This window comes from Pseudomonas sp. VA159-2 (assembly GCF_024126635.1).
Lineage (GTDB): Bacteria > Pseudomonadota > Gammaproteobacteria > Pseudomonadales > Pseudomonadaceae > Aquipseudomonas > Aquipseudomonas muyukensis.
In genome coordinates this window covers 1-15,925 of the sequence record NZ_JAMYBV010000024.1, presented here as the reverse complement: position 1 = coordinate 15,925, position 15,925 = coordinate 1, and the positions used below count along the sequence as shown (strand labels likewise).

At 65.0% G+C, this 15,925-nt stretch carries 14 protein-coding genes; 6 read left to right on the top strand and 8 right to left on the bottom strand.

Annotated features, from left to right (window positions below):
- Positions 1-53: 53 nt before the first annotated feature.
- Complete coding sequence (mltF, locus tag NJG22_RS19685) at positions 54-1,511, top strand: membrane-bound lytic murein transglycosylase MltF (RefSeq protein WP_253096883.1); 1,458 nt, start codon at positions 54-56, stop codon at positions 1,509-1,511.
- A 31-nt stretch (positions 1,512-1,542) separates the two neighbouring features.
- On the opposite strand, the gene tadA is transcribed toward mltF, so the two are convergent.
- The 8 genes from tadA to NJG22_RS19645 form a co-directional block, all read right to left on the bottom strand.
- On the bottom strand, positions 1,543-2,022 hold the full coding sequence (tadA, locus tag NJG22_RS19680) for a tRNA adenosine(34) deaminase TadA (RefSeq protein ID WP_253096881.1): 480 nt from the start codon (positions 2,020-2,022) through the stop codon (positions 1,543-1,545).
- Positions 2,022-3,404 (bottom strand): multicopper oxidase family protein, encoded by a 1,383-nt coding sequence (locus NJG22_RS19675; RefSeq protein ID WP_253096879.1) that lies wholly within the window; start codon positions 3,402-3,404, stop codon positions 2,022-2,024. Before NJG22_RS19675 ends, tadA begins: the two co-directional genes overlap by 1 nt.
- Positions 3,405-3,519: 115 nt before the next feature.
- The gene (locus NJG22_RS19670) at positions 3,520-4,305 is read right to left on the bottom strand and encodes an APH(3') family aminoglycoside O-phosphotransferase (protein WP_366518814.1); all 786 of its coding nucleotides are present in this window, start codon (positions 4,303-4,305) and stop codon (positions 3,520-3,522) included.
- Positions 4,306-4,438: 133 nt separating this feature from the next.
- Positions 4,439-5,026, bottom strand: coding sequence for a TetR/AcrR family transcriptional regulator (locus tag NJG22_RS19665; RefSeq protein WP_253096877.1), 588 nt, complete (start codon positions 5,024-5,026; stop codon positions 4,439-4,441).
- Positions 5,027-5,244: 218 nt separating this feature from the next.
- Positions 5,245-6,822 (bottom strand): glutamine-hydrolyzing GMP synthase, encoded by a 1,578-nt coding sequence (gene guaA, locus NJG22_RS19660; protein WP_134691670.1) that lies wholly within the window; start codon positions 6,820-6,822, stop codon positions 5,245-5,247.
- 77 nt (positions 6,823-6,899) lie between these two features.
- Complete coding sequence (guaB, locus tag NJG22_RS19655; protein ID WP_134691671.1) at positions 6,900-8,369, bottom strand: IMP dehydrogenase; 1,470 nt, start codon at positions 8,367-8,369, stop codon at positions 6,900-6,902.
- 86 nt (positions 8,370-8,455) lie between these two features.
- Positions 8,456-9,013 carry a sugar ABC transporter ATPase gene (locus tag NJG22_RS19650; protein WP_253096875.1) on the bottom strand — a complete coding sequence of 186 codons (558 nt, stop codon included), beginning with the start codon at positions 9,011-9,013 and terminating at the stop codon, positions 8,456-8,458.
- Positions 9,014-9,063: 50 nt separating this feature from the next.
- Positions 9,064-9,819 carry a sulfite exporter TauE/SafE family protein gene (locus tag NJG22_RS19645; RefSeq protein WP_253096873.1) on the bottom strand — a complete coding sequence of 252 codons (756 nt, stop codon included), beginning with the start codon at positions 9,817-9,819 and terminating at the stop codon, positions 9,064-9,066.
- A gap of 96 nt (positions 9,820-9,915) precedes the next feature.
- Between NJG22_RS19645 and NJG22_RS19640 the strand changes: the two genes are divergently transcribed.
- The 5 genes from NJG22_RS19640 to tssD all read left to right on the top strand — a co-directional run.
- On the top strand, positions 9,916-10,794 hold the full coding sequence (locus NJG22_RS19640; RefSeq protein ID WP_253096871.1) for a LysR substrate-binding domain-containing protein: 879 nt from the start codon (positions 9,916-9,918) through the stop codon (positions 10,792-10,794).
- A 206-nt stretch (positions 10,795-11,000) separates the two neighbouring features.
- A complete protein-coding gene (gene xseA, locus NJG22_RS19635) occupies positions 11,001-12,380 on the top strand; it encodes an exodeoxyribonuclease VII large subunit (protein ID WP_253096870.1) in 1,380 nt (459 codons plus the stop codon).
- Between the two features lie 3 nt (positions 12,381-12,383).
- Complete coding sequence (locus NJG22_RS19630) at positions 12,384-13,211, top strand: M23 family metallopeptidase (protein WP_253096867.1); 828 nt, start codon at positions 12,384-12,386, stop codon at positions 13,209-13,211.
- 350 nt (positions 13,212-13,561) lie between these two features.
- Entirely contained in the window at positions 13,562-15,235 is a 1,674-nt protein-coding gene (gene leuA, locus NJG22_RS19625) for a 2-isopropylmalate synthase (protein WP_253096865.1), read from the top strand.
- A gap of 407 nt (positions 15,236-15,642) precedes the next feature.
- Positions 15,643-15,925: type VI secretion system tube protein TssD (gene tssD, locus NJG22_RS19620; protein ID WP_253096862.1), on the top strand; the 283-nt coding region annotated here is incomplete at its 3' end.

The following is a 15,925-nucleotide window of genomic DNA, read 5'->3' as shown; positions in this document are numbered from 1 at the left end:
GCCAACCATTGTCGAGATATGGCACTGGCGGTGCTTTGCGTATACTGCACCCTATGTTCGCCCACACTGCTTTGCGCCAGCGTTGCGCCAAATGGCTCTTCGCAACCGGACTCTTCCTGATGCTCGGTGCCTGTGTTGAAAAACCCAGCACCCTCGAACGCGTCAAGGAGGATGGCGTATTGCGCGTGATTACCCGCAACAGCCCGGCCACCTACTTCCAGGACCGCAACGGCGAAACCGGCTTCGAGTACGAGCTGGTCAAGCGCTTCGCCGATGACCTGGGGGTAAAGCTCGAGATCGAGACCGCCGACAACCTCGACGAGCTGTTCGACCAGCTGGGCAAGCCCTCCGGCCCCGTGCTGGCCGCCGCCGGCCTGGTCAGCAGCGAGCGCCGCGCCAGCCAGGCGAAGTTTTCCCACCCCTACCTCGAGGTGACGCCGCAGGTCATCTACCGCAACGGTCGCTCGCGTCCCACCGACGCCAAGGGCCTGGTGGGCAAGAAGATCATGGTGCTCAAGGGCAGCAGCCACGCCGACCAGCTGGCCGGGCTGAAAAAACAGTACCCCGGGCTGGACTACGAAGAATCCGACGCCGTCGAGGTGGTCGACCTGCTGCGCATGGTCGACGAGGGCCAGATCGACCTGACCCTGGTCGACTCCAACGAGCTGGCCATGAACCAGGTGTACTTTCCCAACGTGCGCGTGGCCTTCGACCTGGGCGACACCCGCGACCAACGCTGGGCGGTGGCGGCCGGTGAAGACAACAGCCTGCTCAACGAAGTCAACGAGTTCCTCGACAAGTCGCAGAAGAACGGCACCCTGCAACGCCTGAAGGACCGCTACTACGGCCATGTCGATGTGCTCGGCTATGTCGGCGCCTACACCTTCGCCCAGCACCTGCAGCAACGCCTGCCCAAGTACGAAAAGCACTTCAAGGCGAGTTCCAAGGTCGAACAGGTGGACTGGCGCCTGCTGGCCGCCATCGGCTACCAGGAGTCGATGTGGCAGCCGGAGGTGACCTCCAAGACCGGCGTGCGCGGCTTGATGATGCTTACCCAGCGCACCGCCCAGGCCATGGGCGTGTCCAACCGCCTGGACCCCCGGCAAAGCATCCAGGGCGGCGCCAAGTACTTCATGCTGGTCAAGGAGCAGCTCGACGACAGCATCAAGGAACCGGACCGCACCTGGTTCGCCCTGGCCGCCTACAACGTCGGCAGCGGCCACCTCGAGGACGCCCGCACCCTGGCCCGACGCGAGAAGCTCAACCCGAACAAGTGGCTGGACGTGAAGAAGATGCTGCCACGCCTGTCGCAGAAGCAGTGGTACAGCAAGACCAAGTACGGCTATGCCCGCGGCGGCGAGCCGGTGCATTTCGTGGCCAACATCCGCCGCTACTACGACATCCTCACCTGGGTCACGCAGCCACAGCTCGAAGGCCAGGTGGCCGCAGGCAGCCTGCACGTGCCGGCGGTGAACAAGGACAAGCCTGCGCAGCAGGCGGCGCCGATGTAACACGCCACCGCCCATTGCCGGATCGCGTCAGCTAGGCTTTCGCCCGGCGCGCCTTGAAGAACGCGCTGAGAATCGCCCCGCACTCCTCGGCCAGCACCCCGCCCTCGACCATCACCCGGTGGTTGAGAAAGCCCTGGCTGAAAAACTGCCCCTGGCTCTGCACTATCCCTGCCTTGGGCTCCAGCGCCCCGTACACCACGCGCGCCACCCGCGCGTGAACGATCAGCCCGGCGCACATGCTGCACGGCTCCAGGGTCACGTACAGGGTGCTGCCCGGCAGCCGGTAGTTGCTGGCGGCCTCGGCCGCCGCGCGAATCGCCACCATCTCGGCATGGGCGCTGGGGTCGCTGTCGACGATCGGCCGGTTGAAACCCTGGCCTAGCACCTGGCCGTGCTGCACCAGCACCGCGCCCACCGGCACCTCGCCCATGGCCGCGCCCTGGGCCGCCAGCGCCAGGGCCAGGCGCATGAATTCCTGGTCGCGGCTGCGATCGATGATCTGCGCGCGCATCAGACCACCGCGATCGCGGCCATCAGGCCGGTTTCCATGTGGTCGATGACATGGCAGTGGAACATCCAGGTGCCCGGGTTATCCGCCACCAGCGCCACCTGGGCGCGTTCGTTCTTGCCTAGCAGGTAGGTATCGGTGAACCAGGGCTCGGTGATCTTGCGGCGATTGGAGGCGATCACCTTGAAACTCATGCCATGCAAGTGAATCGGGTGCTGGTACTGGGTCATGTTCTTCAGCTCGAAGATGTAGCTCTTGCCCTTGCGCAGCGTGGCGATGGGCCGCTCGGCGCAGGTCTTGTCGGTGATGTCCCAGGCCTGGCCGTTGATCTGCCACAGGCTCGGCGGCTTGCCGTTGTCGGTGTTCACCGAGACCTTGCCGGCCCATTCGAAATTGAAGTTGAGCTTCTCGGCATTCTCCAGGTCCGGCTCGGCGATGGGGTTGGCCGGCAATGCCTTGGGCCAGTCGCCCGGCGCCTCGCTGCTGGCCACCGAGCGCAGGGTGCCCAGGCGCACGAAGCCATCGCGCAGGGAAATTTGTGCGCCGACCTCGGGAATGCGGATCGCCAGGCAAATGCGCATGCCCGGGCCGAGCCAGTAGTCCTCGTCCAACGGGCGTGGGGTGATCGGGTTGCCGTCGAGGGCGTAGATCATCGCCTCGCAGTTGCCCTTGAGGTTGAGGCGGTAGGTCCAGGTGTTGTCCAGGTTGAGCAGACGCACCCGCACCACCTGGCCGGCCGGCAGCTCGGTCACCGCCTCGGCCTGGCCGTTGATGGTGATCAGGCGCCCGGCGGTGCCGTTGCGCGCGGCTTCGCGCGGCACGCTGAAGGGCATCCAGGCGCCCTGCTCGTCGACATGCCAGGTTTTCAGGCTGAGGGTGCGCTCATGGGCGAAGCCGGTGGGCTCGCGCTCCTCGACGATCAGCGGGCCGACCAGGCCGCGCCCCAGTTCCTCGGAGCTGCTGACGTGCGGGTGGTACCAGTAACTGCCGGCGTCCGGCACCCGGAACTTGTAGTCGAAGAACTCGCCGGGCTTGACCGGCAGTTGCGAAACATAGGGCACGCCGTCCATTTCCAGCGGCAGGCGGATGCCATGCCAGTGAATGGTGGTTTCCACCGGCAACTGATTGATGAAGCGTACCCGCAGCCAGGTGCCCTGGCGCACCCGCAACTCGGTGCCCGGCGCCGACGGGCCGAAAGCCCAGGCCTCGGTCTTGAAGCCCGGCACCAGCTCGACATCCAGGGGCGCGGCGATCAGTTGGTAGTCGTGCCCGGCGTTGTCATCCTCGACCTTGCCCAGCCAGTAGCGCGCCGCGCCGCCGGCGCCCAGGCCTACCACCACCAGGCCAGTCAGGCCCTTGAGCATTTGTCGACGGGTAAAGGACATCGGTGCGGGTACCTCATTCTGCGCAATCAGTCTGCCAGCAGGCCTGGCAATGAAGGGCGAATACGATACACCTGCATTTGCGAAAGATTAAGTGAAGTCTTGTCGCAGGCAGTGTTCAGAAGAACTCGTCCAGCAGCCGATAGAAGCGGTTCTTGCCGGGATCGTCCGGCAGACCGTAGGCCGCCAGGAAGGGTTGCACCCATTGCTCGCCCAGGTCGGCGGCGATATCCCGGGTGGCCAGCGCCAGGTCCTGCCAGCGGTCGGCGACGCCCAGGCGGCCGCAATCGATGAAGCCGGTGAAGCGCCCATCGGCGGCCATCAGGTTCGCCAGGCAGGCATCGCCATGGGTCACCACCCGGTCTTCTTCTCTTGGCCGCGCGGCGAGCATTTCGGCGAACACATCGGCGGCGCTGCGCCCCAGGCGCAGCGGATCGAAGTCGTCCTCGTCGACCAGGCCCTCCAGCATCCGCGCCTGCGCCAGGCGTACCCGCGCCGCCAGCGCGTGGTCGAACGGGCACTGCTCGACTGGCAAGCGGTGCAGCTGGCGCAGCGCTTCGGCCAGCAGCAGCACCGTGGCCCGTGGTGCCTGCGTGGCCGTCGCCTCCAGGCAGCGGCCCGGCACGGCGCTCATCAGCAGCCAGTGCCAGCCACGCTCGGTAGCGACATCGAGGATGTGCGGCACAGGCTGGCCCTGCTGCGCCATCCAGCGCAGGCGGCTGATTTCACCGGGCAGTTCGGCCAGCGCGGTGACCGGCTCGGCCTTGACGAACAGATCAGCGCCAGCCCGGCGGCGGCCACGCAGCACGGTGGCGCCCGACTTGCCGAGGGTTTGCGCCTCAAGCGCCAGGATGCCATGGGCGTCGCGCCAGCCTTTGGGCAGGTTGCATTCAGTCATCGTCATCTGTGCTCCAGGCGGGTTTGCCTGCAGTGTGGGCAAAAAGGCTCGAGGGGTCTGTGAACAATCGTATCGGCGCCGACGGCACGTTGCCTGCCTGGCCAGCAAGGCTGGCGCCTGCGCGGTCGAGACCGCCTGATCATTTACCGGCCAGCAAGCCGTGCAACAGCAAGTCCAGCGCCTCGAGGCTCTGCACCAGGCGCGCATCGCCATCATCCCCTTGCGCAATCCACACCGCGGCCTCGGCCAGGCTGCCATAGATCAGCGCCGCCAGCGCCCGTGGCTCGGCCTGCACCATCACGCCCTCCTCGACCAAACGCTGCACCACCCGCTGCATGGTCGCCAGGCAGTGCTGGTGCGACGCTTGCGAGGCCCCTCCCAGCACCGCGCGGGCATCGCGCAGCACGATGCGCTGGATATCCCGCTCCAACGCCATCTCCAGATAGGCGCGGCAACGCCGGCGAAAACCGTCCCAGGCATCGTCGGCGCTGTCGGTGATGCTGTTCAGGCGCTGGTCCACCTCGTCGTCGATCTGCGCCACCACCGCCTCGAGCAAGCCTTGCTTGTCGCCAAAGTGGTGGTACAGCGCGCCACGGGTCAACCCCGCGCGGGCGGTCAGGTCGTCCATCGAAGTGCCAACATAGCCGTGCTCGCTGAATACCTGGCGCGCCGTGGACAGCAGCGTGGCACGGGTTTCTTCCATCTCGGCGCGGGTGCGTCGGACCATCCAGCCTCTCCTTTACCTACGGATCGCATGATTGCGTACATTCAAAGCGTACGTATATGACCTATTCATACGCGCTGCACGTATTCTCCCCAACCCCACCCACAGTGACAAGGGACTGAATGATGAGCACTTCCCCGGTAAAGCCCATGAAAACGCAAAAGCCCGCCTGATGGCGGGCTTTTGCGTTTAGCGAGCAGCGACCGGGGTCAGGCGCTCGATCATTCCCACTCGATGGTGGCCGGCGGCTTGCTCGACACGTCGTAGGTGACGCGGGAGATACCGTCGATTTCGTTGATGATACGGCCGCTGACGGTTTCCAGCAGCTCGTACGGCAGGTGCGCCCAACGCGCGGTCATGAAGTCCACGGTCTCGACGGCACGCAGGGCCACGACCCAGGCGTAGCGACGACCGTCGCCGACGACACCGACCGACTTGACCGGCTGGAACACCACGAATGCCTGGCTGGTCTTGTGGTACCAGTCGGCCTTGCGCAGTTCTTCGATGAAGATATGGTCGGCGCGACGCAGGATGTCGGCGTATTCCTTCTTCACTTCACCGAGGATGCGCACGCCCAGGCCTGGGCCCGGGAACGGGTGGCGGTAGACCATGTCGTAGGGCAGGCCCAGCTCCAGGCCGATCTTGCGCACTTCGTCCTTGAACAGTTCGCGCAGCGGCTCGACCAGCTTGAGGTTCATTTCCTCCGGCAGGCCACCGACGTTGTGGTGCGACTTGATCACGTGGGCCTTGCCGCTCTTGGCGCCGGCCGACTCGATCACATCGGGGTAGATGGTGCCCTGGGCGAGGAACTGGATGTTCTCCAGCTTGCTGGCTTCGGCATCGAATACGTCGATGAAGGTGCGGCCGATGATCTTGCGCTTCTTCTCTGGGTCGGCTTCGCCGGCCAGGTTGTCGAGGAACTGCTTCTCGGCATCGGCGCGGATCACCTTGACGCCCATGTTCTCCTTGAACATGGCCATCACCTGGTCGCCTTCGTGCAGGCGCAGCAGGCCGTTGTCGACGAACACGCAGGTCAGCTGGTCGCCGATGGCGCGGTGCAGCAGCGCGGCGACCACCGAGCTGTCGACACCGCCGGACAGGCCCAGCAGGACGTTGGCCGAACCCACCTGGGCACGCACCTGGGCGATGGCGTCCTCGACGATGTTCGAAGCCGTCCACAAGGCTTCACAGCCGCAGATGTCCTGGACGAAGCGCGACAGGATGCGACCGCCCTGCTTGGTGTGGGTCACTTCCGGGTGGAACTGCACGCCGTAGTAGCCCAGGGCGTCGTCGAACATGCCGGCGATCGGGCAGCTCGGGGTGCTGGCCAGCACATGGAAGTTGCCCGGCATCTGGGTGACCTTGTCGCCGTGGCTCATCCACACGTCCAGGCCCAGCACGCCGTCGTCGTCGACATGGTCTTCGATGCCGTCGAGCAGGCGGCTCTTGCCGACCACGTCGACACGGGCGTAACCGAACTCGCGCAGGTCGGAACCTTCGACCTTGCCGCCCATCTGCTCGGCCATGGTCTGCATGCCGTAGCAGATGCCCAGCACAGGCACCTTCAGGTCGAACACCGCCTGCGGCGCGCGCGGGCTGTTGGCTTCGTGGACCGACTCGGGGCCGCCGGCCAGGATGATGCCGCGCGGGTTGAATTCGCGGATCGCTTCATCGTCCATGTCGAACGGGTGCAGTTCGCAGTACACGCCGATCTCGCGCACGCGGCGGGCGATCAGCTGGGTGTATTGGGAACCGAAATCGAGGATCAGGATGCGGTGAGCGTGAATGTCGAGGGCCATGACTCAATCTCGTCAGTGGAAATCGGAAACGACGCGGGGCTGTGTATGACAGCCCCGTTCGGTAATTGCTGGAAGCCTCAGCCTACGCGGTAGTTAGGGGCTTCTTTGGTGATCTGTACATCATGCACATGGGACTCGGCCATGCCAGCGCCGGTGATGCGCACGAACTCCGGCTTGGTCCGCATCTCTTCGATGGTCGCGCTGCCGGTGTAGCCCATGGACGAACGCAGGCCGCCCATCAGCTGGTGGATGATCGCGGCCAGGGCACCCTTGTACGGCACGCGGCCTTCGATGCCTTCCGGGACCAGCTTCTCGGCGCCGGCCGAGGAGTCCTGGAAGTAACGGTCGGAGGAGCCTTGCGCCTGCGCCATGGCGCCCAGCGAGCCCATGCCACGGTAAGCCTTGTAGGAACGCCCCTGGAACAGCTCGACTTCACCCGGCGCTTCTTCGGTACCGGCGAACATCGAACCCATCATCACGCAGGAAGCACCGGCGACGATGGCCTTGGACAGGTCACCGGAGAAGCGGATACCGCCGTCGGCGATCAGCGGCACGCCAGTGCCTTCCAGCGCCGCGGCAACGTTGGCGATGGCGCTGATCTGCGGCACGCCGACGCCGGCAACGATACGGGTGGTGCAGATCGAGCCTGGGCCGATACCGACCTTGACCGCGTCGGCGCCCGCTTCGGCCAGGGCCTTGGCGGCGGCGCCGGTGGCGATGTTGCCGCCGATCACCTGCACTTGCGGGTAGGTTTCCTTGACCCAGCGAACGCGGTCGATCACGCCTTTGGAGTGACCGTGGGCGGTGTCGACGACAACCACGTCAACGCCGGCGGCCACTAGGGCGGCAACGCGCTCGCCGGTGTCCTTGCCGGTGCCGACCGCGGCGCCGACGCGCAGGCGACCCTGGTCGTCCTTGCTGGCCAGCGGGTAGGCCTTGGCCTTCTCGATGTCCTTGACGGTCATCATGCCCTTGAGGGCGAACTTGTCGTCGACGATCAGGACTTTTTCCAGGCGGTGCTTGTGCAGCAGCTCGCGGACTTCGTTCTTGTCGGCGCCTTCGCGGACGGTGACCAGACGCTCTTTGGGGGTCATCACGTCGCGAACCTTGGCGTCCAGGCGGGTCTCGAAGCGCACGTCACGGGAGGTGACGATGCCGACCAGGTCGCCGTTCTCCAGTACAGGAACACCGGAGATGTTGTTCAGGCGGGTCAGGTCGAACAGGTCGCGCACGGTGGCGTCGGCCTCGATGGTGATCGGGTCCTTGACCACGCCTGCCTCGAACTTCTTGACCTTGCGTACTTCGCCGGCCTGCTGCTCGATGGTCATGTTCTTGTGGATGATGCCGATGCCGCCTTCCTGGGCCATGGCGATGGCCAGACGCGCTTCGGTCACGGTATCCATGGCGGCGGAAACCAGGGGAATGTTCAGCTCGATGCCACGAGTCAAACGGGTCTTGAGACTGACTTCATTGGGCAGTACCTCGGAGTAGCCAGGTACAAGGAGGATATCGTCGAAGGTCAGGGCTTCTTGGCTGATACGCAGCATCGCGGGGGCTCCCGGGAGGGAAAAATGGAAGCGCGCCATTATACCCATGCATGGCGCGCCGCTCAATGCAAAAAAGGGGCCTTCGGTCAGCCTTGCGCCAGTTTCACCTGCACCACCGCCACCGGCTGATCCAGCCAGTCGGCGAAGCTGTCGAGAAAGGCCTGGGTAAACCCGGCCTCGCCCCAGTTATTGAAGATGAACCCCAGGTTGGAAAAGGCACACGGCTGCAGGTACAGGAAGCCATTGATGTCATCTTCGAAGCCGCACAGCGGGCAGGTGAAGTTGTCGCTCACCCCAGGCATCCACTCTTCCAGGCTCTCGAACAGCGGCTCGCCGACCTCGCGCCGGCACTGCGGGCAACCGGCTTCCTCGAGAAAGCCTTCGGTGGGCGTGTAGATGCAGCGCTTGAGCATCACTTCCAGGCCATTGACCTGTTCGCCAAGCGGTAGTTTCTCGGGGTGCAGGGCGATCTTGCGCGCTCCTGCGGCCAGGGCATGGCCCATGCGGTTGCCGGTACGGCCACAGGTGCTCAGTTGCTCCTCGACGATCTTCTCGCGCACCAGCCAGCGCAAAATGGCGCGGGCGCGGGCTTCGTGCACCGGCACGGTGGACTGCTTGGGGACGATGATGCTCTGGGTATTCATGCTTGAGGCGGGCCTACGAACGGCGGTAATGGCGCAATTCTACCGCCTGCTCAAGCACTCAGGTAGCGACCGATCAGCGCCAGGCCACTGGCCAGCACCAGCCAGGTGATCAGCCGCACGAAGGCCTCGCGGGACAGCCTGAGGGTCAGCCGTCGCCCCAGCCAGGTACCGGCGAACATCACCGGCAGCAGGCAGGCGGCCAGCAGCAGCAGACTGACGTCGGCATACACCCCGGCGATCAGGAACAGCGACAGGCGCACCACCGTGCTGCAACTGATCAGCGCGACCTGGGTCGCCCGCACCTGTTCCTTGCCCTCCAGCCGTGCGCTGAGGTAGATCGCGTATAAAAAACCACCACTGCCGAACAGTGCGCCGAACAACCCGCCCACCGTGCCCATGGGCACCGCCCAGGCACCCGACAGGCTCGCCGGGCGCACCTTCACCGCCAGGCCATAGACCGCATAGGCGGTGACGAACAAGCCCATCAGCAACAGCAGCACATCCGACTTCAGGCGCAGCAGGAACACCACGCCCAGCGTGCAGCCCACGGCCATGAACGGCAGCAGCCTGAGCAGTTCGCCGCGCACCACCTCGCGCCGCGACGGCAGCAGGTTGCCGAAGGCGGCGACGAAGTCCAGCAGCACCAGCAACGGGACGATCCGCGACAACGGCATGAAATGGATCAGCACGGGCCCGGCCACCAGCGCGGTGCCGAAGCCGGCAATGCCAAAGACGATATAGGCCGCCCCGACCGCCAACAGGATGGGCAGCCAGTCAAGCGTGGAAAACGACAGTTGAGCGAGCATCGGGCAATTCCTCGGAAGACAGCTGAAGGTTAGCCAGGCGCAAGCCATGCCGACTAATATGCCTTTGCGCCACAAGCCATCTTGAAAAGGCATGACATGACTTCGATCCGCCAGTTGCGTTACTTCGTCGAAATCGCCGAGAGCGGCAGCTTCAGTGCAGCGGCCGAGCGGCTGTACATTGCCCAGTCGGCCCTGAGCCGGCAGATCAAGGAGCTGGAACTGCAGCTCGAAACACCCTTGTTCGAGCGCACCGCGCGCCAGCCCCGGCTGACCGCCGCCGGGCTGGCTTTCCTTGACCGCGCCCGACGCCTGCTGGCCGACCTGGACAAGGCCGAGCGCCTGGCCCGGGAAGTCGGCCAGGGCCTGCGCGGCAGCCTGCGCCTGAACCACTCCAGCACCGTGCCCCTGACCGGGCGACTGCTCACCCAGTTGGGCGGGTACCTGGCGGCCAACCCTGGCGTGTCGCTGGAAATCGCCCAGCAATCGTCCGAAGCACAGCTGGAGGACATCGCCGAAGGGCGCCTGGATATCGGCCTGCTGCGCCTGCCTGTGTTGCGCCAGCATGAGGGCGTGGCGCTGCACGCCTTGTTCGATGAACCCCTGCTGTTGGCGGTGGCGGCGCAACACCCACTGGCGGGTGCCGCCAGCGTGCAACTGGGCCAGTTGCGCGAGGAGCGCTTCATCTCCATCCCGCACCGCCAGCGCGGTGGCCTGAGCTACCTGTCGGCGTCGCTGTGCATGGCCGCGGGCTTCTTCCCCCAGGCGGCGCAGGTGGTGTCGCGCAAGACCACCCAGCTGCAGCTGATCCAGGCCGGGTTCGGGGTGGCGTTGCTGCCGGCGAGCATGTGCCAGATCGCCCCGCCGGCGGTGCGCTTCGTGCCGTTGGCCGAGGCCTGCCAAAGCACCGTGGCGCTGGCGTGTCGCCGCGATGCCGGGGAGCTGGTGCAGCAGTTTGTGGCGGCGATGAAAAACTGAGGTTTCGACGCAAACACCCTGTAGGAGCGGCCTTGTGTCGCGAAAGGGCTGCAAAGCAGCCCCGGCAACCTCTGCGGCAACGCTGAAAACTGGGGCTGCGTCGCAGCCCTTTCGCGACACAAGGCCGCTCCTACAATGACCGCGCCATGCCGCGACGACCGGGCCAGGACAGACAACCAGGCCCGATGTCCTTTATGATGCCCGCCATGATCAGAGACCCTTTCGAACGACTCGGCCTGGACCGCGAGGTCCTCACCGTCAGCCAGCTCAACGGCCGCGCCCGCGTGCTGCTCGAGGACGTGTTCCGCAGCGTTTGGGTGCAAGGCGAGATTTCCAACCTCGCCCGCCCGGCCTCCGGCCACCTGTACTTCACCCTCAAGGACAGCGGCGCCCAGATCCGCTGCGCGTTGTTCCGGCAGAACGCCGCGCGGGTGCGCCAGGCCCTGCGCGACGGCCTGGCGGTCAAGGTGCGCGGCAAGGTCTCGCTGTTCGAGGGGCGCGGCGACTACCAGCTGATCCTCGACACTGTCGAGCCGGCCGGCGACGGCGCCCTGCGCCTGGCGTTCGAGGCGCTGAAGGAAAAGCTCGGCGCCGAAGGCCTGTTCAGCAGTGAACGCAAGCAACCGCTGCCGGCGCACCCACAGCGCATCGGCATCATCACCTCGCCCACCGGCGCGGTGATCCGCGACATCATCAGTGTATTCGGCCGCCGTGCGCCGCAGGTCGAGCTGAACCTGATTCCCACCGCCGTGCAAGGCCGCGAAGCCATCGCGCAGATCGTCCGCGCCCTGCAGATGGCCGATCGCCAAGGCTTCGACGCGCTGATCCTGGCCCGTGGTGGCGGCTCGCTGGAAGACCTCTGGTGCTTCAACGAAGAAGCCGTGGCCCGCGCCGTGGCCGCCTGCGTGACGCCGATCGTCAGCGCCGTCGGCCATGAAACCGACGTGTCGATCAGCGACTTCGTCGCCGACGTGCGCGCGCCCACGCCGTCGGCCGCCGCCGAGCTGCTGGCCCCCGACAGCAGCGGCCTGCAGCAGCGCCTGGAGAGCCTGCAACGGCGCCTGCTGCTGCGCATGCAGAACCGCCTGGCCCACCAGCGCCTGCGCGTGGACGGCCTGGCCCGGCGCCTGCGCCACCCCGGCGAGCGCCTGCGCCAGCAGGCCCAGCGCCTGGACGACCTGGACATGCGCCTGCGCCGCGCCTTCATGCTCGACATGAACCAGCGCCAGCAACGCCTTGGCCGCCTCGACATGCGCCTGGCCGCGCAGCATCCGGGGCGCAACCTGAAGCTGCTCAGGCAGCGCTTGGACAGCCTTGCCGAGCGCCTGCCACGGGCCATGCGCGACGTGCTCAAGGACCGCCGCCAACGCTTCCAGGCGCAGCTGCAGACCCTGCAGGTGGTCAGCCCGCTGGCCACCCTCGCCCGCGGCTACAGCATTCTCCTCGATGACCGCGGCCAGGCCATTCGCAGCGCCGCGCAGACGCAAAACGGCCAGCGCCTGACCGCCCGCCTCAACGAAGGCGAGCTCAAGGTGCGGGTCGAGGACAACCACCAGACCCCGGTCACCCTCTCGCTACTGGACTGACACATGCCCCGCCTGTTCGCGCCCCTGCTTGCCCTCGCCCTGCTGCTGCCGGCCACCGTCGCCCAGGCCAGCTACATCACCCGCACGCTCAACAAACCGGTGCCCGGCGGCGTCGCGGTGGTCGATCTGGGGCCGGCCGCCAGCGCCCCGGCGGCGCGCTTCGACGGCAAGCCGGTATTGGTGGTCAAGGAGCAGGACAACTGGCTGGCCATCGTCGGCATCCCGCTGACGCAAAAACCTGGCAGCGCCATGCTGACCCAGGGCGGGCGCACCATTGCCTTCAACGTCGGCAGCAAGAAATACCCCGAGCAGCACATCACCTTGAAGAACAAGCGCCAGGTCAACCCCGAGCCCCAGGACCTCAAGCGCATCGACCGCGAACTGGCCGAGCAGATCAAGGCCTACCGCAGTTTCAGCCCGACGCTGCCAAGCAACCTGGTGCTGGACAAGCCGGTCAACGGCCCGCTGTCGAGCAAGTTCGGCGTGCGCCGCTTCTTCAATGGCGAGGAACGCAACCCCCATGCCGGCCTGGACTTCGCCGTGCCGGCCGGGACCCCGATCAAGACCCCGGCCAATGGCAAGGTGATCCTGGTGGGCGATTACTTCTTCAATGGCCGCACGGTGTTCGTCGACCATGGGCAAGGCTTCATCAGCATGTTCTGCCACATGTCGAAGATCGACGTGAAGCCGGGCCAGGCGCTGCGCCGTGGCGAGGTGGTTGGCCGCGTCGGCTCGACCGGCCGGGCCACCGGGCCGCACATGCACTGGAACGTCAGCCTCAACGATGCGCGGGTGGATCCGGCGATCTTCATCGGCGCGTTCCAGCCGTGAAATCGCAATCGCGGGGCAAGCCCGCTCCCACGCAGCCAACGATGGCCCCGCGATTTGCGCAATGAAAAAACATGAAGCAATAAAATCTCAACAAGCCAAAATTAATGGCCACAAAAACTCAGTAAACCCGTTTTTTTAAGCATTTATCTCAATTTTTCCGCAATACTTGCCATCCCCCAACCCACTGGTTAGGGTTGAGCCTATGAACATCTTCAGCACCCTCCTCCAACAACACCGCAGCCTCTGCCTGGTCAGCGCCCGACTACCAGGGTGAATCGCGTCGCCTCGCCTTTTCATCTCGTACACGTTCGGCAGGCCCGATCACGGCCGCACATAAAAGGAATGCTTGCATGACCATGCTCAAAGACCCTTCGAAGAAGTACCGCGCCTTCCCGACCATCGACCTGCCCGACCGTACCTGGCCGTCGAAGGCCATCACCCAGGCGCCGATCTGGTGCAGCTCCGACCTGCGCGATGGCAACCAGTCGCTGATCGAGCCGATGGATGCCGAGAAGAAGCTGCGTTTCTGGAAGACCCTGGTGCAAGTAGGCGTGAAGGAAATCGAAGCCTCGTTCCCGTCCGCTTCGCAGACCGACTTCGACTTCGTGCGCACCCTGATCGAAGACGGCCACATCCCGGACGACACCACCATCCAGGTGCTCACCCAGGCCCGTGAAGACCTCATCGCCCGTACCTTCGAGTCGCTGCGCGGGGCCAAGAAGGCCATCGTTCATTTGTACAATGCCACCTGCCCGTCGTTCCGCCGCATCGTCTTCAACCAGGACAAGCAGGGCGTGAAGGACATCGCGGTCAACGCCGCCAAGCTGTTCGTCAAGTACGCGGCCCAGCAGCCGGATACCCAGTGGACGTTCCAGTACTCGCCGGAAACCTTCAGCGCCACCGAACTGGAGTTCGCCAAGGAAGTGTGCGATGCGGTGATCGAGGTGTGGAACCCGACCCCCGAGCACAAGATCATCCTCAACCTGCCGGCCACCGTCGAAGTCGCCACGCCGAACGTCTACGCCGACCAGATCGAGTGGTTCTGCCGCAACGTCAACCGTCGTGACAGCGTGATCATCAGCCTGCATACCCACAATGACCGTGGCACCGGCATCGCCGCCACCGAGCTGGGCCTGATGGCTGGCGCCGACCGTGCCGAAGGCTGCCTGTTCGGCAATGGCGAGCGCACCGGCAACGTCGACCTGGTGACCCTCGCGCTGAACCTCTACACCCAGGGCATCGACCCGCAGCTGGACTTCTCCGATATCGACGGCGTGCGCAAGGTGGTCGAGGAGTGCAACCAGCTGCCGGTGCACCCACGTCACCCCTATGTCGGCGACCTGGTCCATACCGCGTTCTCCGGCTCGCACCAGGACGCCATCCGCAAGGGCTTCGCCAAGCAGCAGGACGGCGAGCTGTGGGAAGTGCCGTACCTGCCGATCGACCCGGCCGACATCGGCCGCAGCTACGAGGCGGTGATCCGCGTCAACAGCCAGTCGGGCAAGGGCGGCATCACCTACCTGCTCGAGCAGGAGTACGGCATCAGCCTGCCGCGCCGCATGCAGATCGAGTTCAGCCAGGTGGTACAGGGCGAGACCGACCGTCTCGGCCTGGAAATGACCGCCGAGCAGATCTACAAGCTGCTGCAGAAGGAATACCTGCAAGCCAACGCGCCGTACGCACTGGTTAGCCACCGCCTGCAGGAAGAGAACGGCAGCAGCCACGTGCAGGTGGAAGTCTCCGGTGAAGGCGAGACCACCCTGCACTGGCACGGCAAGGGCAACGGTGCCCTGGAGGCGCTGGTCGCCGGCTTGCCGGTCAACGTGGAGATCATGGACTACAACGAACACGCCATCGGTGCCGGCACCAATGCCAAGGCGGCAGCCTACATCGAGCTGCGCGTGGCCGGTGGGCGTCCGGTGCACGGCGTGGGTATCGACGAGAACATCACCACCGCCAGCTTCAAGGCGCTGTTCAGCGCGCTGAACCGCTCGCTGAGCCAGCAGCAGGCCAAGGCGGCGTAAGCCATCGCCGATGAACGAAGCCCGCATCCTTGGTGCGGGCTTTTTTTTATGCCCAGACCAACTGCCTGGGATCACTCATTTTGGCGTTGTTCGGGGAATCTGACTTTCTGGTCAACTGCGCAAGAAGTTGCGCACTCGAATGTGGATAAGTGTGTGAATACATTGATGTAGAGCACACACAGCAAGGCCTACAGCCAACTGCGCAGCTTTTTGCCACCACTGCGCAAGAAGTTGCGCAACTTTTGGATGGTTTTCTATTGGCAATGCACCCAAATGGATATTCTAAGCCTTTAAGTTGTTGAAAATAATAGGAAAATATTTTCTGGCACGACTTTTGATGACTCTCTTGCTAGCCAACTGGCAATTTCCTGTCAGAACAGGCACTTACCCAGCAAGGAGAGCAACACATGGCAACTCCCGCCTACATGGCCGTCACCGGCGAAAAACAAGGTCTGATCACTGCCGGCGCGTTCACCGCCGACTCGGTGGGCAACACCTACCAGGAAGGCCACGAAGACCAGGTGATGGTCCAGGGCTTCGAACACGAAGTGATCATCCCGCGTGACCCGCAGTCCGGTCAGCCGACCGGCCAGCGCGTGCACAAGCCGGTGAAGATCACCAAGGTCTTCGACAAGGCCTCGCCGCTGCTGCTGGCTGCCCTGACCTCGGGCGAGCGCATGACCAAGGTCG